Raw genomic sequence first — 23,069 nt, forward strand, 5'->3', positions numbered from 1 at the left:
CTGTAAGGGTTGCTGTATTATCCAGGAACAGTCAGCGGCATTCCGTTATCTGAAGGTTTCAACTTGAGTAAAAAAGGAACTGCTTTTTGCACCCAGGCTTTGACTGACGGGTAATTTGCCGCATCTTCGCCGAAACAAATGTCCAGCATATCTGTGTGAATTATCCCCGGATTCAAAGGAACTGCTGCCATACCTCGGGGCAATTCTTGAGCGAGCGATCGCGTAAGTCCTTCTATTGCCCACTTGGAAGCGCAATAGGGCGCGACTTCCGGCGAAGTTGACCTTCCCCAACCAGAACTCAAGTTGACAATTATGCCGCTTTTTCGAGCAATCATTGCCGGGACAAAGTGGCGGATTGCATTAGCCGTACCTTTAATATTAACATCAATCACCTGGGAAAATTCTTCATTGCTGACATTCCAAAGAGGCGCGAGATGATTAGCTACACCTGCATTATTAATTAGCAAATCAGGCGGCTCATTTTTTGCCAGAATTTCTGTTGCCCAAGCTTTTACTCGATCGTCGTTGGTGACATCCACACAAGTAAAATGGTGCGGCGTACTATATTTTTGGTTGAGTTTTTCCACCGCTGCGGAAGAACGGGCGCATCCCAACACTGTATGTCCCAATTCAATAAACTTTTCGGTCATGGCAAGACCGAGACCGCGACTGATTCCGGTAATTACAATTAATTTTGTCATAGATTTGTTGAATTTTGACATTAAGTAATACAATACATATTGACGGGTCAATTGGCAAATCGATAGCAGGGAGAAAGCATGAAAGTAAAAGCAGCAGTTGCTCGCAGTGCCGGCCAACCTTTGAGCATTGAAACGGTGGATCTGGATGGACCGCGCGCTGGAGAGGTGTTGGTGGAAATTAAAGCCACGGGTGTTTGTCACACAGATGCTTATACTCTTTCCGGTGCCGATCCTGAAGGTTTATTTCCGGCTATTTTAGGCCACGAGGGAGCCGGAATTGTCGCAGAAGTTGGGCCGGGAGTAACGAGCGTCAAAGTGGGCGATCGAGTAATTCCTCTCTACATTCCCGAATGTCGCAACTGCGAATATTGTTTGAGCCGCAAAACTAATCTCTGTCAAGCAATTCGCGTGACTCAAGGCCAGGGAGTGATGCCCGACGGCACGAGTAGGTTTTCTCTAGACGGGCAGAAACTTTACCATTACATGGGAACTTCTACCTTTGCTAATTATACAGTATTGCCGGAAATTGCAGTAGCAAAAATTCGCGAAGATGCTCCTTTTGATAAAGTTTGTTTGATCGGCTGCGGCGTCACAACTGGCATCGGCGCTGTCATCAATACGGCGAAAGTAGAACCTGGTTCTAATGTGGTAGTTTTCGGTTTGGGCGGCGTGGGTTTGAATGTAATTCAAGCGGCTCGCATGGTCGGAGCTAACATGATTGTCGGCGTAGACTTGAATCCCGACAAGCGAGAGATGGCGGAAAAATTCGGCATGACTCACTTTGTCAATCCCCGCGAAGTGGAAGGCGATTTAGTGCCTTATTTAGTAGATTTAACCAAAGGCGGAGCAGATTACAGTTTTGAATGTATCGGCAACATTAATGTGATGCGCCAAGCTTTAGAATGTTGCCACAAAGGTTGGGGTGTGAGCGTAATTGTCGGGGTAGCGGGAGCCGGTCAAGAAATTAGCACCCGCCCGTTTCAGCTAGTAACTGGTAGGGTTTGGAAAGGGACGGCTTTTGGCGGCGCAAAAGGGAGAACTGATGTTCCTAAGATTGTTGATTGGTACATGGACGGTAAAATTGATATTGACAGTCTGGTAACTCAGGTAATGCCGATCGACAAAATTAACGAAGCTTTTGATTTAATGCACAAAGGCGAAGTAATTCGCACAGTGTTGACATTTTGAGTTTTTGAAAGAAGAACGCAGAGGGAAGAGGGAAGAAAGAAGATAGGACTTACGGAAAAAGTGGTTTTACGCGCTACCTATAGCCGTAAGATACACGGCTGCACCCTACATAACTTCTCTCTTCTCTCTGCCTCTGCGTCCTCTGCGCCCTCTGCGGTTAATAAAAAAAATTAATTCACAAATGAAATAGAATTAATATGATATCAGAATCCCTAAAACTGCACAAAGAACAGAAAAGTTTCGGTGGCAAACTCGGCTTTTACAGCCATCAATCCTCCGCTTGCAACAGCGAGATGAAATTTGCGGTTTATCAGCCCCCGCAAGCTTTATCTCAACCCGTACCAGTTTTGTATTTTCTATCAGGTTTAACCTGCACAGAAGAGAACTTTATGGCAAAAGCGGGGGCGCAACAATTTGCGGCAAAATACGGGTTAATATTGGTTGCCCCCGACACTAGCCCGCGCAATACTGGTATCCCCGGCGAAGATGACGATTGGGATTTAGGAAGTGGTGCGGGTTTTTATGTGGATGCGACAACCGCACCTTGGAATGCTCACTATCGAATGTACAGTTATGTGGTTGATGAATTGCCAAATTTAATCGCCGAAAATTTTCCAGCGATACCAGAAAAACAGGGAATTTTCGGTCATTCGATGGGCGGACACGGGGCTTTAATTTGCGCTTTGAAAAATGGATCTCGCTATCTTTCAGTTTCAGCATTTGCGCCTATTGCCGCGCCAATGCGCTGCCCTTGGGGACAACAAGCTTTTGCAAACTACCTCGGCAGCGATAAAGAGATTTGGAGGGCTTGGGATGCTAGCGAATTGGTGCTTGAGGCGCAATACAACCGTCCGATTCTGATTGACTGCGGCACGGCTGATTCGTTTCTTACTGACGGGCAGTTGCTGCCGGAAGTGTTCGCGGAGGCTTGTGCAAAAGCGGGACAACCGCTAACTTTAAGGATGCAGGAAGGTTACGATCACAGCTATTATTTTATAGCTAGTTTTATGGAGGAGCACATTCAACATCACGCGGCTGCTTTGTGTGAGTGAACTTTAGTTTGTAGTAAGGACTTTAGTCCTTAAACCTAATTTCATTGTGCAGCGCACTCCAGGGGACTAAAAGCATATCAGCTATTTGCGATTGTCCTCTAGCTCTGTAGATATCCATAGCTGTCTCAAAATCTTCAATTCCCCCCTGTAAATCTCCTGTTCCACTTCGAGCAGTAGCACGAATCATGTAAGCTTCTACAAAGTCAGGATCGAGATTTATTGCTTGAGTAAAAGCTGCAACTGCTTCCTCGTACAGCCCCCTGCGACCGAGGTCGAATCCTTGTTCGTAAAATTCTCGAGCTTCCATCGCATTTGTTAATTATTCCTAGCAGGAAGCAGGCAAGATGCCTGCTCCACAACAACTGGTTCTTAGGCTCTGCCTGGGAACCGATATTCAGAGGCTCTGCCTCGAATGGCTGCCATGAAATGTGGAGGCAGAGCCTGGTAACGAGTGAACTCGCTTCTACGAGCACAGGTATTTTCGGTTAATTAAGATTAATCGGAAATACCCATTCTTTATAATTGCTGTCGCGATTTTCGATAATCTCCGTCAGTTTGTCCAAAATCTTTTCGGTGATGGGTCGGTTTTTGGGCAAGTGATAGTTTTCTACTCGCTTAATTGGCGTAATTTTGGCGGCGGTTCCGCAGAGGAAAATCTCGTCTGCAATCAACAGTTCCGATCTATCAACGGGTCTTTCTATGACTTCAATTCCTAAGTCTTTGGCGATTGTGATTACGCTGTCTCTGGTAATTCCTTCGAGGATATCTTGCTCGAAACCGGGAGTAACTAATTTACCGTTTCTGGCGACAAATATGTTCATTCCTGAAGCTTCGCTGACTTTTCCTTGAGTATTCATCATAATAGCTTCGTCGAAGCCCGATTCTACTGCTTCTGTTTTGGCTAATGCTGAGGTGATGTAAGCGCCGCTAATTTTACCTCTTAAGGGCAAACTGCGGTCTTCTTGGCGGTACCAAGAGCTAATTCTACAGTTGACTCCTTCTTTGGGCAAATAGTCTGAAAGTTCTAATCCGTAGACAAAAAAGTCGGTTTCTACGTTGTGCAGTCTGGGGGCAATTCCTAAACTGGATGTGTAGACGAAAGGGCGGATATAAAATGATTTTGTGGGTCGGTTTTTCTGGACAAAATCAATAATTATTTGTTGGATTTTGCTGGCCGGCAAATCGCAGTGGAGGAAGCTGGCACTTTGACTTAATCTTTGACAGTGGCGGTCTAATCTAAATAGCAATATTCGATCGGCATTTTGGGGGTCGGGAATTCCCCGCAACCCGCCTAAAACTCCGGTTCCGTAGTGCAGTGCGTGGGTGGCTATGGAAATTTTGGCGTCGGTAAATGGGAGAAATTGGTTTTGAAAGTAGGCAATTGGCAAAAAACTATCCATGATTCAAGCTGGCGATGAGTTTTGCAGTCCGCTAGGAAAGCTGAATTTTGTTATATTACCATAAGTTATACCATTTTAGATTTTAGATTTTAGATTTTAGATTTACAATGACTGATTAGATATAAGTTTGAAGGTTGTCTAAAGTTAGCTTTTTTTATTAAATGAGATGATTGTTGTGGGAGTCGAGCAAGCGATAAAATAATATAAAATGCGTTCATTTTGGTAGATAATTGTTTTGGATAAAAGTGCGATCTACTACAAACAAAAATCAACCAAGGGGCAACTATGGCACGTAAATGTTTCATCATTGAAATGGGGATGGGTATAGACCAGCACGGGCAGGAACCGACTGTAGCCTGTGCAAGGGCTGTACGGAATGCGATCGCCAATAATGCTCTCCTAGGCGTCTGGGAAGTGGCGGGTTTGACTGACCCCAATCAGATGATTGTTGAGGTTAAGGTGGCTGTTCCTTACCCGGAACAAGTGCGGGAACAGGAGGTGTTGGCGGTGCTGCCTTTTGGCAGCAAAACTCTGATTGTGGAGCAAGGAGGCATGATTGTGCCAGGAAGGGCGATCGCCTCTCTGAATGATAAAAATGATGAAATGCTCATCGCTGTGGCGGCTGTGAGTGTTTTTGTGGAAACTCAGGATTAACTAATTTTTTGTTGTTTGAACAAATCGCCCGATCGCACTTGCTGGTTTCCGCGAGCGGGCGATCGAACGCCTGTATGTTAAAAAATGATTTATTTAGACTAAGTTGTAGGATGCCCCGGAGATATCCCATGAAATACCTTAGAAAATCTGAGGCTCTGAGGCACCCTACAATAGGTCTGTTGCACGCTAAGGTTTATTTGCGCCTACCTACTTAATTTTGAAGTTTTAATTGATAATTTTTAATTTCTCAGGCGGCAGGGTATGTAAGCAATCCAGCAAAACCCTACGATTAATAACAGCCACGTCACTGTAATATTGCTGCCTAACAAGTTGCGGAGAAAATATTCCATTTTTCTCAAAAGTTATAGCATTTAAAACAATTTATTGCGGTTCTTTCTCGGATCGGAAAAGGTAGAGTGCGATCGCGTTTTAGGCGATCGCACTCTATTTCCTCTACCTCATATTACGGCTGACTGGTATCTGCCAACATTTGGTTAACCATTTGCAAGTGCGCCTGAAGGTTGGGCAAAAGCTTGGTTGCCCAACCCTTCAACTCGGAATCTTGTCCTTGTTGAGATTGAGCCTGAAACAAAGCAATAGCCTGATTGTGGCTCTCGATCATTGCCTGCTTGTAAGCCTTGTCAAAACTTGTACCCGATAGTCCCGAAAGTCGATCGGTCAAAGCTTTATTCTGGCTGCTCATCTCGGTTGGCAGTTCTACGCCTTTTTGCATTGCTAACTGCATCAGTTCTTGATTGGCTTGGGTGTGTTCATTAACCATTTCTTGCCCGTACTCTTTCACACGAGCGCTAGAACCCCGCTCCACGGCTAACTTGCCGAGCTGCACTTCCAGCATACCAGTTTGAGCTGCTTGGAGGACAAAGTTTTTGTCTCTGCTGCTGAGAGAATTAGGGGCAGTTTCGCCACTTGTGGGAGTGTTGGGAGAACGGCCGGGATTGTTATTGGTGGGGGTATTTGGATTGTTGGGAGAACGGCCCGGATTGTTGTTGTTGTTTGGATCTGTAACAGGAGGTTCCGGAGAATTAGGATCGTTTAAGTCGTTATCGGCAAGATCGAAAACCCGATCGCCCGACTGGTTGAAGCCGTGAGTCTGGCGGTTTAATTCTGCAAATCCCGGCACAGCTATCAAGGAAGAAATGCCGGCAATTCCGGCAACTGTTACCAATTTTTTGAACAAACTTTTGCGATTGAGTGAAGTCATGAATTTCTAAGCCTCTAAGTTGTTTTCAAAAGTACGTGAAGCGAAACTATCCCGTAGGGAATCGCCCGAAACTACCGATGGGAGGGTGTACTGCCTTTCCGAAACAAGTTGATCAAACCAAACGCGCCCAAGGCACCCAGCCACCCTAAATTATTGTGGCTATCGCGCCGAACACTCAAAACTCCAGAATTATAGTCATTTCAAATAAGTATGAGACACTCTTTCTGCACAATAAGCACGAATAACTTCATCAAGAGATGTGCCAGGAGACGCATACATTTTAGCTCTCTTTAATGCACTAAAATCATGCTCAATATCATTTAAGTCAGGAGAGTATTTTGGTAAAAAAAGTATCTGATGGCCTGCTTCCTCCACCAGGAGCCTAATTGCTGTCTTACGATGAATCGGTGCATTATCCATGATTAATATTGATGGTATTGTTAAAGATGGCAATAAATATAAAGCTAACCACCCTTCAAAACTTTCTGCATTCAAGCTCCCTGTAAAGACCATAGGTGCAATCAAGTCCTTGTTGCCTTTTCTTCTTCCTGCTACTAAATTTTCTCTTTTTCCGCGTTTTCCTTGTCTCTCCCCATATACTTTTCTCCCTTTTTTTGACCACGCATAAACACAAGCATGAAACTCTTCAAACCCTGACTCATCAATAAATACAAGGCTTTTACTCCCATGAACTTTAATTAAAGTTCTCAGTGTTTGGTAGTATTGTATTCTTTCTTCTCTATTCCTTTCTCTATAACGAAATTCTTTTTTTTTATCGTAATTTTCATTTTCTTTAAGGCATAGCATATGGCACTCGCTCTCACCCCGAATTTCCTTGCTCTTTCTATTAATCTTGCTTCGGGATTTTCTTCTACATCTTTTCTGAGCATTTCCCAGTCTATCTTTCGCTCACGGTGTTCTACCTTAGTGGCTCGAAGGTCTTCCCTCCCTAGCCATCTGTATATTGTTGCTCTTCCTACTTTAAACAGGGCGGCGGCTTTGGTTATACCCCCTCCATTTTCCACATAATCCACTACTCTTTTTCTTAAATCTAGACTGTATGCCATTTTTCGGCTCCGAGTTAACAATTTTTCTTGATTTTACATCATCTTGCATTTGTCTCACATTTATTTGAAATGACTATAGTATCAGCAGGCGTCGATGTGGTACCCGTTGTGCCCGTTGTACCGGTTGTGCCCGTTGTACCGGTTGTACCCGTGCCACTCGTACCCGTTGTACCGGTTGTACCCGTGCCACTCGTACCCGTTGTACCCGTTGTACCGGTTGTACCCGTGCCACTCGTACCCGTTGTACCCGTTGTACCGGTTGTACCCGTGCCACTCGTACCCGTTGTATCGGTTGTACCCGTGCCACTCGTACCCGTTGTACCTGTTGTACCTGTTGTACCCGTGTCCGTCGTGCCCGTTGTACCTGTTGTACCCGTGTCCGTCGTACCCGTTGTATCGGTTGTACCCGTGCCCGTTGTATCGGTTGTACCCGTGCCCGTTGTATCGGTTGTACCCGTGCCCGTCGTACCGCTTGTACCGCTTGTGCCACTGCCACTCGTACCCGTTGTATCCGTACCTGTCGTACCGGTTGTACCCGTACCCGTCGTACCCGTTGTATCGGTTGTACCCGTGCCCGTCGTACCCGTTGTATCGGTTGTACCCGTGCCCGTCGTACCCGTTGTATCCGTACCTGTCGTACCGCTTGTACCCGTACCGCTTGTACCCGTTGTATCCGTACCTGTCGTACCGCTTGTACCCGTACCGCTTGTACCCGTTGTATCCGTACCTGTCGTACCGCTTGTACCGCTTGTACCCGTACCGCTTGTACCCGTACCGCTTGTACCCGTTGTATCCGTGCCAGTCAAACCGCTTGTACCGCTTGTTCCACTGCCACTCGTACCGCTTGTACCCGTACCGCTTGTGCCAGTACCGCTTGTGCCAGTACCGCTTGTGCCACTGCCAGCACCGCCTCCAGCACCGCCGGCTCCCGACTGGGCAGAAGCAGGCACTGCTAAGGAAACCGTAGCTAAACCTAAAGTACAAGTGCTTGCTAAAACAATTTTCAAGAACTTAGAAGATTTCATGGTAATGCTTGCTTTTGCGTAGAGTCATGCGATCGCTTCTGATGCCAAAACCGCAGGGTCAACTTGACAGCGTAACGTGCAAATTTTCTAACATTCGCTGCGGGATAATGAAGGTAAGGGAGCAAATTTAGTCCCGTTACCTCGATGATTTTTCCCTGATTAATTACACCGCCGCGTTAACAGTTTATAAGCTATTACGTATGCTTCAAGTTCGCCATTCATCTTTAGGAAGATTTGACAAAATGGCTTTTTATTTCAGGTGGTAGATGATATTTAATTCGGCGGCCGACTAGCTAAATCAAAATTTGTGTACGGGGGAGAGAAGGCGGGTTTCTCTGAACAATTTTGGGTTGAGTAACGAGACATATACATATCAACCGGATTTCTGAGGCAAGCGCGCTGTTCTTCCTATAAATTTTCCCCGGCTGCTGGTGCTTTGAGGCAGAAATTCTTGATTTGATCGCCGTCATTTTTGCCTTAGCGCTCCGCCAGATGAGTTAGTTTAATTTTTTTTTGAGGGCTATTTTTCCTTAACTTGCTGCTGGCAATTTCGCCCCTGGTAGCATACCGTTCAAACTTTCCCAGGAAACTAAATTATCTCAAAAAGCGCGATCGCTCAGAGTCGCCATAGCACCTGCAACTGCCTAATAGCAAGGCTTTTGACGGCGCTTTGACTTGCGTTAAACAGCAAGGCGCACTGAGGGCTATCCGAGTCGGGCCCGCGCGAGATTAAATTAACCAGGGGTGGCGCACTCGTGAGAATTGCTTGTGAGTGCGATCGGGCAAACTCTGATATAGTAAAACCAAAGGTATGCCAGAGAGCGCTTGTTCTCTAACACATTTTCCAAACGGACATCAACTATGCTGCATCGAGTTCTTGCCAGAAGTCGCTATCTAATGTTAATCGCTGTATTCGGTTCTTTTGCAACGTCTGTGACGCTTTTGATCTACGGTGCCCTGGAAACCATCATTACCATCGGTCACGCAGCTACAATACCGGTTTCCAGCGAAAACTCCAAACAACTGATTCTGTCTAGCATCGAAGTTGTAGATTTGTTTCTCCTCGCCACAGTATTTTACATTACGGCCCTCGGGCTTTACGAGCTGTTTATAGACGAGCGCGTCAAAGTACCACACTGGCTGGAAATTCACACCATCGATGACCTGAAAACTAAACTCACCAGCGTCATTGTAGTAGTGTTGAGTGTATTGTTTCTCTCTGAGGTAGTTCGGTGGAACGGCGGGACGAACATCCTTCCCTTGGGAACTGGTGTCTCTTTAGTAATCGCTGCGCTGACGTATTTTCTAAGTTCGCAGGTGAAAAAGGCAAAGTCAGATTAATGGCGGTTTGAGGAGGGAAATTAGCCAAATCCGGCTGAGCCAGCAACGGCAATCTAGTTGCCTTATTTTTCTCAACAAATTTAATATTACATCTGTCTTCGGAATGATAAAAAGGCGGTTTAAAACTTGCTTTTAGAGAGAGGAAAGTAGTTGCTTATCGTATACAACATTCAATTTAGGTTTAATAATTAGAGGTCATTATGCCAGAACAATAATTTGACACCTTACCTTCGGAACCACAAGAACTCCCCCAAGGGGCGAAACAAATTTTTCAGGCTGCTTTTAAGAGCGCTAGCGAAGATGGAATGAGCGCAGATGGTGCTAGTAGCGTTGCTTGGAACAGTGTAAAATCTGAATATGTTAAAGGCGAAGGTGGCACGTGGCATCACAAGGGCGACGATACTAACCAAACCCGCAAATCTGTACAGTCTGGTGGCAATTAGTTATCAGCCATTAGTAATAATCTCGTGTCCGCTAACATAACCCGTATCCGCGATGTAGTGAGGGCTTCCTTCCTCAATTTTTGATGAGAACCAAGAGTCCTCACTACCAACCAATTGCAGTGACGTTATTCTAGCGGGTACGATCTCATCAGTCACGACCAATGTACTCATCACTTGTGGTTAATGCTTTACGTTGATAGCTGTTGGAATCGCGGTGGTACAGAAGTTAAGGCAGGGTGTTAATCGGCTGGCGCATATCCCATTGCAATTCCGCTAAAACGAGCAAGCTAAATACCATTACGGTTCCCGTAAATAGGAAATACCAACCGCCAGTGTAAGGCAAAATAAAAATTCCCAACACGTGAAATAAACTGGTAGCTAAAAGCGCGCGCGATCGCACTGCAAATCCAGTCCCAAAATACCCTATTCCGCTCATTCCCAACCACAGGGGACAGAGATTAGCCAACACTTTTCCCCAACTGAGAAAAATTGCTAAATCGGTCAGCAGCAATGCTAATAACATCAGTATTACCCAACCGTAAAGCACCCAAGTCAGGCGTTCTATTTTAACCCAATAGTATGTCCAGCTTACCATAGCTGCTGTACCTAGGAGGCTGAGCGTTGACCACAAACCTGCTTGCAGCATCCAACTCACCGAAAAAAATTGTGCTGTGCCGAAGATGGGTATTAACAGCAAGCTCCACAGCAAGCAAGTTCGATCGAGACAAGTATAAAATTTTGAATAAAATCGATCTTTGCCAAGGGGAAACTGAACGTGCCAAAGCCCTTCTAAATCTTGAACGGCAATGTTAATCTGTTTGCGGCGCAGAGGCGGAACTGAATAATTAAAAAAGGTCATGTTTGACAAGATTAAAATTAATAATTAGTGGACTCATGTACCTATCTCAACAGTAATTGATATAATTGCTATCTGCCAAACGGGTTAATTTTGTTAAGGTGACAATCTATCGGCAGTAATAGTTATTGAATCGCAATATATATTATGTAAAAGCGGAAGAGATAGATTAGTAAAATTTATAAATAGCTCTTGCGACAGATTGCTGCACTATTACTTGTCCGATAAGTTAAAAACAGTCAACTTTGTTACCGACCGAATTTATGCTCACTTCATCCCATCCTCTGAAACAGGTATTCCACTGCCCGGAAGAATCGGATTTTTACGCGCACTGCTTGGAAACTTTAGTGTTAAATTCCAGCGACAATTCTCGACTTATCGTAGAGTTTGGTTCAGGAGAGGGAAGTCCTGTTATTAAGTCTTTGCTGAGAAGTGATTTTGAGGGTAAAATACAGGGATTTGAGCTAAATAATGTAGCTTGGAAAATTGCTCAGTCTCAAATTAAGGAATATGAAGTGAGCGAACAATACACCGTCAACAATAGCTCTTTTTTTGATTCGCCTTTATACGAGTCGGCGGATTGTGTAATCTCAAATCCGCCTTACTTGCCGGCGGTGGACGATCAGATTTACCAGCCGCTGTTGCACGGCGGGAGTGATGGTTCTACAATTGCTAAAAAACTTTTATCTTTGGGCAGTGACGAAGTTTTGCTGATGGTTTCTAGCTATTCTAATCCGGTGGGTTTGGTCGATTATGCCTTGGATCGAGGGTACTCGGTTGCGAATTTTGAGATTGCACCTTTAAGTTTTGGCTATTATAGTTCCGAACCAAAAGTCAAAAGCGCGATCGCCACTCTGCGAAAACAGGGAATGGCTTTTTATTCGGAAAATATCTATCTGCTGGCTGGAGTTTTGTTTAAGAAACAGGAAAAGTCGCAAAGAGATTTGTCGATCGAGCTAATTCAGTTAATGACAGCATTTTAAAATACAGCACGGATCGATCGGAGGTTGTTTTATCGGTGGGGGCGGGTTTATTAGATTTTGGGTTGAGCGGCAATTATTGTCTGTGAACCCGCCCCTACTCAACGGCAAATCCCCATCTATTTGTAGGGGCGGGTTCAGCAACAATCTCGGTCTAAAATTGATAATCTGATAAACCCGCCCCACCCAACGGCAAATCCCCATCTACGTGTTAATTGTGTTCTGTGGCTTGGATCGATCGCACTACAGCAGCCGCAGCCCGATCGCCGATCGACTTCTCCTGATCGTACCCCAACACCAGTTCCCACGCCTCCTGCGGGTATCTATCAACCAGCGGGATCGCCACTTCATCCAACATCCAGCGGCCGTGACGTTCGTCTTCTTTGATGTGCAGTTCCCAATAACCCATCGCAGCCTGCGAGAGGCCCAAACGCTGGGCGGCGGCTAGATAATTGCGGTAAGCCACGGGCCCCGCCACCTCAAAATAAGTAAGTCCGCCGTTGTAGCGCAGAAAATGGCGCTTGCGTTCCGTCAGCAGGAAGTTGTGATTGATGCCTGCGAGCACTTGCCAAGGCACTAAATCGAAGTACGCTTCCGGTTCCGTACTCATATCGAATTCTGCCAGCATTTGGGCAAAAAAGGTCGAGTGCTTGCGGGGGAGGCGACCGCCGCCGTATTCTTCGATCAGCACTCGGGTAAGGGTGGACTGAATTTCGTTGCCGGCACCGCCGAGGATGCGAGAAAGGCGACTGGCTTCCACTAAACCGTCGAAAGATGCGATCGCCAGCAGGTGTCTGTATCCGGCTGCTGTCATCTGTTCCCGCAAATAGCGATCGAGCTCGGTTAGCGGAGGATCGACATCGGCGGCGGCGCGATCGCGCAGGGCTTGCTTGACATCGGGCAATTTTTGCAGCGCTGCAACGTTGATTTGTGCGATTTCCCACTGCTGCCAAGGTTCCTCAATGCGATCGCGCACGGAACGCAAATAGTGCGATCGCTCGTTGTTGTAGCGGCGCAAATCGTCGTACCAAAACAAGTTGAGGCGGTTGATGCGGTAAAGCACGCGCTGCAAGAAGCGGTGAGCGGCCTCATCGCCTTTTGGTTCCTGTTGGTAAGCTGCTTGAATTGCGTAGGCGATCGCGCTTTCCAAATCGCTGACAAGTAACGGTTTTGCCGCCACCGTCTTGTCTAAATCCTCGACTTCTAGCAAATTGACAAATTGCCGATCGGCTGCTTCGTAATTAGGGAGTACGAGTTGCTTTTTGGGAAGACTCGGCGAGTCTATTTTGGGGAGTAAATCTGCCGTGTTTTGCATGGAATCAACTTATTATGACTTTGATTATTGTGCTGCCTGCCCAAACAGCCAACCGTTGCAGATTGCTGAGGATTCTGGCTAATTACTTTCAATATAGCGAATCAGTCAACCGCCTACACCCTTCCATTGATAGAGATTTGACCGCTAGCGTCTCATACCCTTTCAACTTGTGAGTAAAGGTAACAACATTTATGGAAATTTGTATTAACTTATATCAGGCTTCCTTCTCAATCACCTGTTTAGCAACGGGCTCTCCGGCCCGTTCCACAAAAACTCAATTTTCTTGTGCAAGAGGCATCTTGCTCATTCTTCAAAAACTCAATTTTCTTGTGGAACGGGCCGGAGAGCCCGTTCTTGAAAAACTCAATTTTCTTGTGCAACAGGCATCTTGCCCGTTCTTGAAAACTCAATTTTCTTGTGGAACAAGCATCTTGCCCGTTCTTGAAAAACTCAATTTTCTTGTGGAACCGGCATCTTGCCCGTTCTTGAGACTGGTACAACCTATGGCTACTATCAACCTAGCCGATCGCCAAAATACTCCTGATACAACCGACATCTCGGAATGCAATGATTTCCATCCAATTTCACCAACCCCATACTATTTAACTTAAACCCCAATTCTGACCTCAATCTCACTGGCTGGGAAACACTCACAACCTCTCTCATCGCCTCCATTAATTCCGAATATTTCTCTAAATTCCATAAATGCCGCCGCAAATGATCGCTGTAAATTCCCGCTTCTGTTGCCGATTCTTTCACTAACCGATCTAAAGTCACATCTTGACGCGCAATATGATACATTCCTAGCCGCACTAAATAAGGATTTCCGCCCACCAACCCCATCAATTCTGCAACTTCATTCCCACTCCAATTCAATCCGTGCCGCTTAGCCAAATCTTGCACTTGCGGCGAATAAAACTCAGGCAAATCAATCGGCAACCCCACATTAAACGGCGATTTATTCACATCCAGCGGGATATAAACTTCCGTCGAATGCACCACAATCAAACGCAATTTTTTCCAAATATCTCGCCGTTTTGCTTCTTCGTGCAAAGCTCGCAATAACCCAAAAAAGTCGTCGGCAATTTCCGGCGATTCAAACAGGCGATCGCTCTCATCCAACCCTAACGTCAGAGGTTTTGAGGATTCTGACAGCAAATACTGTTCAAAATAAGCCTTACAGCACTGATTGCTGCCAATCAAATCGGCTAATTCCCAACACTTTGGCAACTGCTCTAGCATTCCTAACTCTTGACCGATGCTAGCACAAAACCACTGCAAGAATGTATCTGAATTAGCGAATATTTTCCGATTCGCTAGCTGAAAACTCAGCGCTACCGTGCGAGAACCTTGCTGTTCTGCATGATACAAAATCCTCGCCATCAAAGAAGTTTTGCCCATTTGTCTGGGTGCTTTTATGCGGATCAGCGCTCCCGGTTGGGCGATCGTCTCGTAACAGCGGGATTCGATCGGAGGGCGATCGATATAAAAACAAGAAGTGATTTCAACTTGTCCTCCCGGCAATTCTGGCGGCGCTGCGGGCAGGGGTTGAATTATTGCCTGTTTTGTGCTAGTAATTGCTTTCCATTCTACAGCCAATTCATGGTCGGCAGTTAACAATGTGCGACCTTCTTTGATAATGGTTAAAATTTGTGATAATAACTTAAATGAGTCGCCAACACCGCGCCACAGCCAGGGCTGAATTCCTGCTAAATAGCTGAGTAAATCAAAGGAAAGCGGTGTATTGACTTCAACTAAAATCGGTAAAATTGCGGGTTTGTGAGCCGTTAAATTGTGGGATTCTTTGGCTAGCTGCACTTGTTCCAATATCATTTCGCTAGCGGCAGATTCTTCGGAAATCAGCAACAGCAAATAATCGCAACCCTTTAAATATGAGCTTGAGTCGCTGCTGTTGTTAATAAAAAAGACTTCGTGGCCTCGGTCACTCAAAGCTTGGTGTAACTGCTGGGAAAGGGTGTTGTGTGAGGTCGTGAGGGCGTTGGCGGAGTCCTCGAAGACGATCGCCACTTTTGCCCTCACCAGCACTACCTCCTCTGGATCTGAATTCGCCTCAAAATCGGCTATATCGCGCCATTCCTGCCCCAATCCGCGACAAATTTCGATGAAATTGGCATAATCCACAGGTTTGCCATTCAGAAAATGGCTGACAGTAGATTGGGCCATCCCTAAATCCTCAGCCAAGATTTTCTGACTGGGAAAGCCATTTCTCAGGAGACAGGATTTAACTGCGCGAATGCACTCTTCGCGCACCCTTAGCGATCGTGGCATTGCTTATAACAATCAAGACACTGAAACCATCATAAATGCCAACCGCCCCTAAAGTCGATGAAAAGTCGATGAAAAGTCGATGAATTTTCAAATAACTCAGTCGCCAACTCAAATAGCCACCTGATTAGATTAGAAATAACAAGGTTGAATCCCATCACAACGAGGTAAAAGCATTGTGTATTCTATCCTAATTTGGTCGCTGGCGTCAGCCACTAATCAACCAGGTTTCGCCTTCACCCCCCCGATGTTGTGGTTGCTAATCGGAGTTGTGCTTAGTGCGATGGAGGTATTAATTATCAAAACTCAGCCCCAAAAATACAGGTTTTACTTGCTAATGATGGGAGCTTCTGCTTTAATTGAATCCTTTATTTTGTGGAGAGGATCTGTAGCATTTCAGTTTAGTTGGGCGAACATAATGTATGAAGATTTTGACTGGCAAATTTTCTACTGGATGGGGATAGCCCTCGCGCTGAGCATCTGGATTCGACCGATTTTCATTGTTCGCAAAAAGTTTGTCATTCCCGAAGCAACGGAAGCGAGAACAATCTCCGAAATTTTCCCAGGAGAAACCGGAATGGTGATTTATGAAGGGGCTTCGTGGAAAGCCCGCAATGAAGATTCCCAAGGGGCGATCGCACCCAGACAAAAAGTTTACGTTTTGCGCCGCGAAGGAAACACGCTGATTGTTGTACCTGACAGATTAATTCACATCAACAGCTAAATCTGAGTTCTTTTATGACTAGGCGATTGAAATCGCTTCTTGCCAAACAAAGTCCCTCTCTAAGAGACTAAGAAATCACTATCAACTGTCAACTGTCAACTGTCAACTATTTACCAGGAAATTCACTATGTATCAGTATTTTTTGACCGTGTTGTTTGCAATCACCGGAGTATCCTTAGTCAACAGCGTTAAAATCGTCCGTCAAGGAGATGAGGCTTTAGTTGAAATTTTCGGAAAGTACGATCGAAAAAAACTAGAACCGGGTATAACCTTTTTGATTCCCTTTGTCGAGCAAGTCGCCTATAAACAAACTCTGCGAGAGCAAATTTTAAGGCTGTCACCGCAAGAATGCACGACGCGCGATCGGGTGGCCGTCACCGTTGATTTTATTGTGTACTGGCGAATCATTGACTTAGAAAAAGCTTCCTACAAAGTGCAGAATCTCAAGGAAGCGATGTTAAATATGCTGATTCTTTCAATTCGCACTCACCTTGCTAAATTATCTGTTGAGGAACTCTACACGGCTCGACATGAGATTAATAATGCTTTAGTGGAAGAGTTGGATACAACGACAGATCCTTGGGGTGTGAAGTTTACGAGAGTGGAATTGCGCGATTTTGCGATCGGCAGTAAAGTGATTCAGCCCACATCCATTGACCGGAAAGAAGTACAAAAGCTGCGAGCTTAGAGATTAGTATTTCCTCCTTTTTATCGTTACCAGGCAGAGCCTGGTAACGCAGATCCAGAGGCTCTGCCTCGCCGACTATAATTCGCATTGTATATACCATTTAAGGAGACAACACCATGACTAACAATCAAGAATCAATAGTTCGCAATGCAGCTTGTCGCGGTTGTGGATGCTTATTACTTATAACCGGTATTGGAGTATTGAATGGGATAGCTCTGCCATTTTATCTAAATAATACCAATAGAAGCCAGCAGTCGGAAGCACAACAGTATGTTAGCTCAATGAACAAAGCTCAGCAAGCATATTTTGCCAAAAAAAGACTTTTTTCGAGTTCTGTTAATGCTTTGGAACTTGGGATCAAAACGGAGACAACAAATTACAAGTATTCAGTTCGCGCCACAAAGCAAACTGCTTTTAATTATGGAGTCTCTAAGCAACCACAACTTAAGAGTTCTGTCGGCGGTGTCTTTCTAGTTCCTGTTAAAAAAATTGAACCCAATGCTGCTAAAGAGGGAATAATAACAACAATATCCATATTCTGCCAAGCTGATTCTCCCGGTACAATTAAACCAGCGGAACCCACCTATGAAAATGGTAAAATTGCTTGTGGTAAAGGCACAAGACAAGTGACTAAATAATCTAACTATGCGCAAGATAATGACAGTCGGTTACTAATATCAAATCGGCATTCAGTTGAGATTTGTCTGACTAAAGTCTTTACTACTAACAGGGAGGATAAAAAACTATGAGTCAACAAGATTCTAAATCAGCTAGCATTTTACCTAACGGTTGCGGATGCTTATTGCTTTTAATGGGCATGGGAGTAATTGGCGCGATCGCTCTGCCATCATTTCTTAATACTAGCCATAGCTGCAGGATTCCCGAAGCAAAACTGTATGTTAGCTCAATGAACCGCGCACAGCAAGCTCTATTTATAGAAAAAAATGCTTTTGCTACTTCTGTTGATGCTTTGGGAATTGGGATTAAAACCGAGACAACAAATTTCAAGTATTCAATTCGTGCCACTAAGAAAGCAGTATTTAATTATGGACTATCCAAGAAAAAAGACTTAAAAAGTTATGTCGGCGGTGTCTTTCTAGTTCCTGCTAAAAACTTTGAGCCCCATGCTGCTAAAGAGGAAATAACTACAACGTCCATATTCTGCCAAGCTGATTCTCCCGGTACAATTGAACCAGTGGAACCCACCTATGAAAATGGTAAAATTGCCTGCGGTAAAGGCACAACACCAGTTACCAGATAATCTAACTATACGCAATATAATGACAGTGGATTACCAATATCAAATCGGCGGCAGTCTCCCGCAAAATTCACCTACTTATGTAGTGCGACAAGCTGACTCAGAACTTTATCAAGCCCTCAAAGCCGGAGAGTTTTGTTACGTGCTCAATTCCCGACAAATGGGCAAATCCAGTTTGCTGGTGCGAACTGTACAAAAACTCTCGGCTGATGGCATTGCCTGTGCTACGATCGACCTTTCGGACATTGGCAACCAGCAAGTCTCTCTGGATAAGTGGTACGGCGGCGTCGCTTACAAACTATTGTGCAGTTTCAACCTGTTTAACCCAGTTGAGTTTATGGCTTGGTGGCGGGAGAGAGAGTTGATGTCGCCGGTGCAGCGTTTAGGAGAGTTAATTGAAGAATTGCTGCTGGTCAAAATTTCTCAAAACCTGGTCATTTTTATTGATGAAATTGATAGCGTTCTGAGTTTCCAAGAACCGCTAGACGATTTCTTTGCATTAATTAGATGTTGCTACAATAAACGCGCTCACAATTCAGAATACCAGCGCCTTACATTTGCTTTGCTGGGAGTAGCTACGCCATCGGATTTAATTAGCGATGCAACTCGCACGCCCTTTAATATCGGGTTAGCTATTGAATTGCACGGTTTTAAGTTACAAGAAGCTCTGCCTTTAGCAAAGGGATTTGAGGGAAAAGTAGACAATCCTCAAGAGGTTCTAAAAGAGATTTTGGACTGGACGGGAGGGCAGCCATTTCTGACTCAAAAGCTTTGCAAGCTGATTTTGCACCATGTAAAAAGCTTAGCGTCGGCTTCTATTATATCAGAATCAACGGATGAAAGCAAAACTGAATTTTTTACTACTAATCAATTATTAATTAGCGAGATAGTGCAAGCTGATATTATTGATAATTGGGAATCATCCGATGAACCGGTACACATCAAAACAATTCGCGATCGCCTTCTCAGAAGTCAGCACCGCGCCAGTAGGTTATTAGGGCTATATCAAAAAATATTGCCACTTTCAGAACCCCCCGATTGTAGGGGCTGTGCCCCCGTGCCCGCCCTGGCAGGAGGAATTTGCGCTGATGATACTCCCGAACAAACAGAATTGCGGCTGAGCGGATTAGTAGTAAAACGAGCCGGAAAATTAACCGTATCCAACCGCATTTACGCAGCTATATTCAGCCACAACTGGGTAGAAAAAGCACTCGGCGACTTGCGCCCCTATGCTGAATCCCTAACAGCATGGATAGCTACAAATTGTCAAGACGAATCTCGCTTGTTGCGCGGTCAAGCACTGGAAGATGCCCAACAGTGGGCGGCAAATAAAAGCTTGAGCACCCAAGATTATCAATTTTTAGGTGCGAGTCAAGAAGCGGAATTTGCCAAATTGCGCGATCGCGAAAAACAAACTCAAACTGAAATTGAACAACTGCGCCGCGAAAAAAAGTTACTAGAGGAACTAAGCGAAGCACAAAAGCAGAAAAAAGCGATTGCAGTTAAACTGTGGCGCGAGCAACAACTGAGAGTGCAAACAGTTACAGGAGCCGCAGTCATATTAATATCAATTCTGATAGTAGCTTTTTGGGTAAAACCGTCAATCGAAGAAAGAAACAACAAAATTCTCACTCTCACTTTGTTATCAGAAACGCTATTTGCCGCAGATAAAAAAGAAGAAGCTTTGCTAGAAAGCATTAGAGCTGTTAAAGAAATGAAAGGATCGCTAGGAGTTAGTTCAGATATTCAGATGCGAGCGGCGATCGCCCTCGAACAGGCTGTTTACAGCTTTCGGGAACGCCGCCGCTTGCAGACTCAAGCCAGTACCTTGGCTTTCGCGAGTTTCAGTCCCGACAGTCAAACAATTGTGACGGCTACCGATGATAATTCTATCAAACTGTGGCAAACTAAGGGAACTTTGCAAGCAACATTAACTGGTCATACGGCTAAAATTAGAAATGCCATCTTCAGTCCTAGCGGTCAGCTCATTGTCTCTGCCAGCGACGACAAAACTGTCAAAATTTGGCAGAAGAATGGTCAATTAATTCATGATTTAAAAGGACAGAACTGTAAAATAACAACCGTCTCTTTGAGTCCAGATAGTAAAATTATTGCTTCAGCAGGTACCGATGGAACAGTTAAACTCTGGAAAATAAACGGTGAGGAATTGTTAAGTTTAAAAGTGGAGCGAGGTTGGATAACCAGCACGAGTTTTAGCCCTGACGGTCAGATAATTGCTGCGGCTGGCACTGATGGCACTGTTAAACTTTGGAGTTTGACAAAGGTTGTGGAAAAAATGCAAAAACAGCAGTCAATCGAAGCAAGCACCGATATCAAATTGCTCCGAACTTTACAGATGGAAAGTGATAAAATTATGACTGTAACTTTCAGTCCTGACGGAGCAATGCTGGCGGCTGCAAGTGCTGGGGGAACTGCGAGAATTTGGAGCCAAGACGGCACACCGCTAAGTATTTTCAAGCATACAAGTGGATTGACAAATATCAGCTTTAGTCCCGACAGTCAAATGTTGCTATCTGCAAGCACAGACAAAATGGTGAGGCTGTGGAACGTTGACGGTACATTGCTCAAAACTTTAAAAGGTAACAAGGATGCTGTTAGGAGTGCGAGTTTTAGTCCAGACGGCAAGGCGATCGCTAGTGCTAGTGCTGACGGTACGGTGATGCTGTGGAATCTTAATCTTGACGATTTGCTGGTGCAGGGTTGCAATGGAGCCCGCAATTATTTTCAGACAAATCCGATCGCCAATCCAAACAATCGCCACCTCTGCGACGGGATTGGAACTGGGTCGGAACTCACGCAAAAAAAACCGGGTTAAGAGTCAATCGATTTTAGATTTTAGATTTTAGATTTTAGATTGAAGCATTGATTAGATTTTAGATTGAAGCATTGACCCCACGGATAAATTCGGGGGCTCCTTTATCGGATACAGGTTTTCTATTTCCCCACGGATGAATCCGGCGGCTTGTATCCTGGATGCTTGATTGTCAAAATGTTGAGTTTGGCAGCAAAGTATCTAGACAGAAACTGGCTTTTTGACGCCCCCTGCGTCTAGGGCTGATATGGTTATATTATGTCCGATCGATCGCCCATAATACAATTGCCGGGGCCCGTTTGTGAGATTGGAGATTGTTGGCAGGTATATTTGGTGAGGGGAACCCCTACAGGAATCAGGGTAATCGACCGGACATGATATTAAAATTGGTAGCAGCTAATAGGTAATAGGTCAGCCCAATCGGTGTATTCAACTTTAGAGAAAAAGTACCAGCGCCTGCAAAAAGACTTAATGGGCGGAGTCCTAGCCCTTGGGGGCATTGTATGCACGGGTACTCTCTGGTATTGGCAGGTGGAAAAATGGCCTTTGCTCGATGCCGCTTACATGACAGTATTTACCCTAGCAACTGTCGGCTACGGTGAACTTCACCCCCTCGGTCAACGCGGGCGAATGTTTACCATATGCCTGATTTTGATGGGCGTTATTGTGATAGGTTTCATCGTCAACCGCTTTACAGAAGCGCTGATTCAAGGATATTTTCAAGAAGGAGCAAGAATTAGGCAGCAGCGGCGTTTGGTAGATTCTTTAATCGGGCATTACATTCTCTGCGGTTTTGGGCGCACTGGGCGTCAGATTGCTTTGGAATTTCAGGCAGAAAATATCCCTTTTGTGGTGATTGATTCGGCGGTGCCGTCGGTTGAGGCAGCTTTGGCGCTGGGGTACACGGCTGTCCAAGGAGACGCGACTCTGGACGAAACGTTGCTGAATGTCGGGATCGATCGCGCAATTTGCATAGTAGCAGCTTTGCCTTCGGATGCCGAGAATTTATACACTGTGCTGTCGGCGAAAACTCTGAATCCGAAGGTACGGGCGATCGCCCGCGCCACCACAGAAGAAGCCGTAAAGAAGTTGCAGCGGGGCGGCGCCGATGCCGTCGTATCCCCCTACATTACCGGCGGAAAGCGCATGGCGGCGGCTGCTTTGCGGCCTCAAGTTATGGATTTTGTAGACGGTGTTTTGACCGGCACCGAGAGTTCTTTTTACATGGAAGAATTTTTGGTCGATCCCAATACTTGTGTCTACGTCGGGCAAACTTTGAGAAATGCCAAGTTGCGATCGCAATCGGGGGCATTGGTTTTAGCAGTGCGGCGCGCTGGCGGGACTTTGATTGTGGGGCCTACCGGAGAAACTGCGATCGAAGGAGGAGATATGCTGATTTGTTTGGGTACTGCGGAACAACTGCGAACTCTCAATCAAATCCTCAGTCCCCTGAGTTTTCGCCTCCCCCGGCCCCCGAACTAATACGATGTCATATCAATTCCGGTTGCACTCCTCTTGACTGTTGACTGTTGACTGTTGACTGTTGACTGTGGGTCGAAAAACTGAATTGTTGAGTGTTAAATGTTGACTCGATTTTATTATTCCAATGCAACCGGAAACGATATGAGATCAAATCCCTTGGCATCGGAATTATTCATCTCTCTCTTCCCTTTCTCTGTATCCTCTGTGTCCTCTGCGGTTTCATCATTCCAATACAACCGGAATTGATATGACAACTGACTGTTTGAACATTTGAACAATACCGATGCAACCGGAAACGATATGAATTTAAAAAATTCACCATCTCCACCACACAAGGATTTAGGGCAAATAAAAATGCTCTCGGCTACTTTGCCCAGAGCATTTTTGAGCAGTTTAACTGCGTTTTGCTACAGATTTGCAACAATCATATACAAGTCATAGACAAAAATCGCTGAAACCCAAAGCCGATGGTGGGATTTGAACCCACGACCGTTCGATTACGAATCGAATACTCTACCCCTGAGCTACATCGGCACAGACAATTTTGGATTATA

The 23,069-nt window shown here is 45.2% G+C and carries 22 protein-coding genes, 1 tRNA gene and 1 pseudogene; 12 read left to right on the forward strand and 12 right to left on the reverse strand.

Translation table 11 applies throughout. The features are described 5' to 3' along the window. Positions 1–17 precede the first annotated feature (17 nt). The gene (locus OSC7112_RS19410; RefSeq protein WP_015177499.1) at positions 18–701 is read right to left on the reverse strand and encodes an SDR family oxidoreductase; all 684 of its coding nucleotides are present in this window, start codon (positions 699–701) and stop codon (positions 18–20) included. Positions 702–779: 78 nt separating this feature from the next. Here OSC7112_RS19410 and OSC7112_RS19415 point away from each other — a divergent pair, with 78 nt between their 5' ends. Further along, the gene (locus OSC7112_RS19415; RefSeq protein ID WP_015177500.1) at positions 780–1,889 is read left to right on the forward strand and encodes an S-(hydroxymethyl)glutathione dehydrogenase/class III alcohol dehydrogenase; all 1,110 of its coding nucleotides are present in this window, start codon (positions 780–782) and stop codon (positions 1,887–1,889) included. A 197-nt stretch (positions 1,890–2,086) separates the two neighbouring features. Next, positions 2,087–2,941, forward strand: a complete 855-nt coding sequence (gene fghA / locus OSC7112_RS19420; RefSeq protein ID WP_015177501.1) for an S-formylglutathione hydrolase — start codon at positions 2,087–2,089, stop codon at positions 2,939–2,941. Positions 2,942–2,963: 22 nt separating this feature from the next. Here fghA and OSC7112_RS19425 read toward each other — a convergent pair whose 3' ends face one another. Then, the gene (locus tag OSC7112_RS19425; protein WP_015177502.1) at positions 2,964–3,248 is read right to left on the reverse strand and encodes a tetratricopeptide repeat protein; all 285 of its coding nucleotides are present in this window, start codon (positions 3,246–3,248) and stop codon (positions 2,964–2,966) included. A gap of 178 nt (positions 3,249–3,426) precedes the next feature. After that, complete coding sequence (locus tag OSC7112_RS19430; protein WP_015177503.1) at positions 3,427–4,341, reverse strand: branched-chain amino acid transaminase; 915 nt, start codon at positions 4,339–4,341, stop codon at positions 3,427–3,429. Positions 4,342–4,626: 285 nt separating this feature from the next. Between OSC7112_RS19430 and OSC7112_RS19435 the strand changes: the two genes are divergently transcribed. Continuing rightward, the gene (locus OSC7112_RS19435) at positions 4,627–4,995 is read left to right on the forward strand and encodes a Lin0512 family protein (protein ID WP_015177504.1); all 369 of its coding nucleotides are present in this window, start codon (positions 4,627–4,629) and stop codon (positions 4,993–4,995) included. Positions 4,996–5,458: 463 nt separating this feature from the next. Here OSC7112_RS19435 and OSC7112_RS19440 read toward each other — a convergent pair whose 3' ends face one another. The 4 genes from OSC7112_RS19440 to OSC7112_RS19455 form a co-directional block, all read right to left on the reverse strand. Continuing rightward, on the reverse strand, positions 5,459–6,217 hold the full coding sequence (locus OSC7112_RS19440; protein ID WP_015177505.1) for a DUF4142 domain-containing protein: 759 nt from the start codon (positions 6,215–6,217) through the stop codon (positions 5,459–5,461). Between the two features lie 195 nt (positions 6,218–6,412). Further along, positions 6,413–7,024 carry a transposase gene (locus tag OSC7112_RS37180; protein ID WP_223300650.1) on the reverse strand — a complete coding sequence of 204 codons (612 nt, stop codon included), beginning with the start codon at positions 7,022–7,024 and terminating at the stop codon, positions 6,413–6,415. Continuing rightward, positions 6,925–7,284 (reverse strand): IS630 transposase-related protein, encoded by a 360-nt coding sequence (locus OSC7112_RS41140; RefSeq protein WP_041622479.1) that lies wholly within the window; start codon positions 7,282–7,284, stop codon positions 6,925–6,927. The genes OSC7112_RS37180 and OSC7112_RS41140 overlap by 100 nt, the downstream gene beginning before the upstream one ends. A 38-nt stretch (positions 7,285–7,322) precedes the next feature. Next, on the reverse strand, positions 7,323–8,309 hold the full coding sequence (locus OSC7112_RS19455; protein WP_051041529.1) for a hypothetical protein: 987 nt from the start codon (positions 8,307–8,309) through the stop codon (positions 7,323–7,325). An 861-nt stretch (positions 8,310–9,170) separates the two neighbouring features. On the opposite strand from OSC7112_RS19455, the gene OSC7112_RS19460 reads away from it, so the two are divergent. Together OSC7112_RS19460 and OSC7112_RS35965 are read left to right on the forward strand one after the other, a co-directional pair. Beyond that, positions 9,171–9,650, forward strand: coding sequence for a YqhA family protein (locus OSC7112_RS19460; protein WP_015177506.1), 480 nt, complete (start codon positions 9,171–9,173; stop codon positions 9,648–9,650). A gap of 251 nt (positions 9,651–9,901) precedes the next feature. Further along, a pseudogene (locus tag OSC7112_RS35965) lies at positions 9,902–10,093 on the forward strand (ChaB family protein); the annotation flags it as partial. Positions 10,094–10,096: 3 nt separating this feature from the next. Here the strand turns inward: OSC7112_RS35965 and OSC7112_RS39940 are convergent. Together OSC7112_RS39940 and OSC7112_RS19465 are read right to left on the reverse strand one after the other, a co-directional pair. After that, positions 10,097–10,264: a hypothetical protein gene (locus tag OSC7112_RS39940; RefSeq protein ID WP_015177507.1), complete on the reverse strand. Its 168-nt coding sequence runs from the start codon at positions 10,262–10,264 to the stop codon at positions 10,097–10,099. 55 nt (positions 10,265–10,319) lie between these two features. Further along, positions 10,320–10,952, reverse strand: a complete 633-nt coding sequence (locus OSC7112_RS19465; protein ID WP_015177508.1) for a hypothetical protein — start codon at positions 10,950–10,952, stop codon at positions 10,320–10,322. Between the two features lie 260 nt (positions 10,953–11,212). Here OSC7112_RS19465 and OSC7112_RS19470 point away from each other — a divergent pair, with 260 nt between their 5' ends. Further along, entirely contained in the window at positions 11,213–11,932 is a 720-nt protein-coding gene (locus tag OSC7112_RS19470; protein ID WP_015177509.1) for a methyltransferase, read from the forward strand. Between the two features lie 208 nt (positions 11,933–12,140). Here the strand turns inward: OSC7112_RS19470 and OSC7112_RS19475 are convergent, their stop codons facing one another. Together OSC7112_RS19475 and OSC7112_RS19480 are read right to left on the reverse strand one after the other, a co-directional pair. Then, positions 12,141–13,244, reverse strand: a complete 1,104-nt coding sequence (locus OSC7112_RS19475; protein ID WP_015177510.1) for an iron-containing redox enzyme family protein — start codon at positions 13,242–13,244, stop codon at positions 12,141–12,143. 513 nt (positions 13,245–13,757) lie between these two features. Beyond that, positions 13,758–15,533 (reverse strand): AAA-like domain-containing protein, encoded by a 1,776-nt coding sequence (locus OSC7112_RS19480; RefSeq protein WP_015177512.1) that lies wholly within the window; start codon positions 15,531–15,533, stop codon positions 13,758–13,760. 175 nt (positions 15,534–15,708) lie between these two features. On the opposite strand from OSC7112_RS19480, the gene OSC7112_RS19485 reads away from it, so the two are divergent. The 6 genes from OSC7112_RS19485 to OSC7112_RS19510 all read left to right on the forward strand — a co-directional run bounded on the left by OSC7112_RS19485 (position 15,709) and on the right by OSC7112_RS19510 (position 22,515). Further along, positions 15,709–16,254, forward strand: a complete 546-nt coding sequence (locus OSC7112_RS19485) for an NfeD family protein (RefSeq protein ID WP_015177513.1) — start codon at positions 15,709–15,711, stop codon at positions 16,252–16,254. A 127-nt stretch (positions 16,255–16,381) separates the two neighbouring features. Beyond that, positions 16,382–16,942: a paraslipin gene (locus OSC7112_RS19490; RefSeq protein ID WP_015177514.1), complete on the forward strand. Its 561-nt coding sequence runs from the start codon at positions 16,382–16,384 to the stop codon at positions 16,940–16,942. Positions 16,943–17,058: 116 nt separating this feature from the next. Then, the gene (locus OSC7112_RS19495; RefSeq protein ID WP_015177515.1) at positions 17,059–17,580 is read left to right on the forward strand and encodes a type IV pilin-like G/H family protein; all 522 of its coding nucleotides are present in this window, start codon (positions 17,059–17,061) and stop codon (positions 17,578–17,580) included. 107 nt (positions 17,581–17,687) lie between these two features. Further along, positions 17,688–18,203, forward strand: coding sequence for a type IV pilin-like G/H family protein (locus tag OSC7112_RS19500; RefSeq protein ID WP_015177516.1), 516 nt, complete (start codon positions 17,688–17,690; stop codon positions 18,201–18,203). A gap of 19 nt (positions 18,204–18,222) precedes the next feature. Continuing rightward, the gene (locus tag OSC7112_RS19505) at positions 18,223–21,036 is read left to right on the forward strand and encodes an AAA-like domain-containing protein (RefSeq protein ID WP_041622629.1); all 2,814 of its coding nucleotides are present in this window, start codon (positions 18,223–18,225) and stop codon (positions 21,034–21,036) included. A 420-nt stretch (positions 21,037–21,456) separates the two neighbouring features. Further along, positions 21,457–22,515 carry a potassium channel family protein gene (locus OSC7112_RS19510; protein WP_015177518.1) on the forward strand — a complete coding sequence of 353 codons (1,059 nt, stop codon included), beginning with the start codon at positions 21,457–21,459 and terminating at the stop codon, positions 22,513–22,515. Positions 22,516–22,977: 462 nt separating this feature from the next. Here the strand turns inward: OSC7112_RS19510 and OSC7112_RS19520 are convergent. Continuing rightward, positions 22,978–23,049: transfer RNA gene (locus OSC7112_RS19520), tRNA-Thr, on the reverse strand. Positions 23,050–23,069: the final 20 nt, after the last annotated feature.

This window comes from Oscillatoria nigro-viridis PCC 7112 (assembly GCF_000317475.1).
Taxonomy (GTDB): domain Bacteria; phylum Cyanobacteriota; class Cyanobacteriia; order Cyanobacteriales; family Microcoleaceae; genus Microcoleus; species Microcoleus nigroviridis.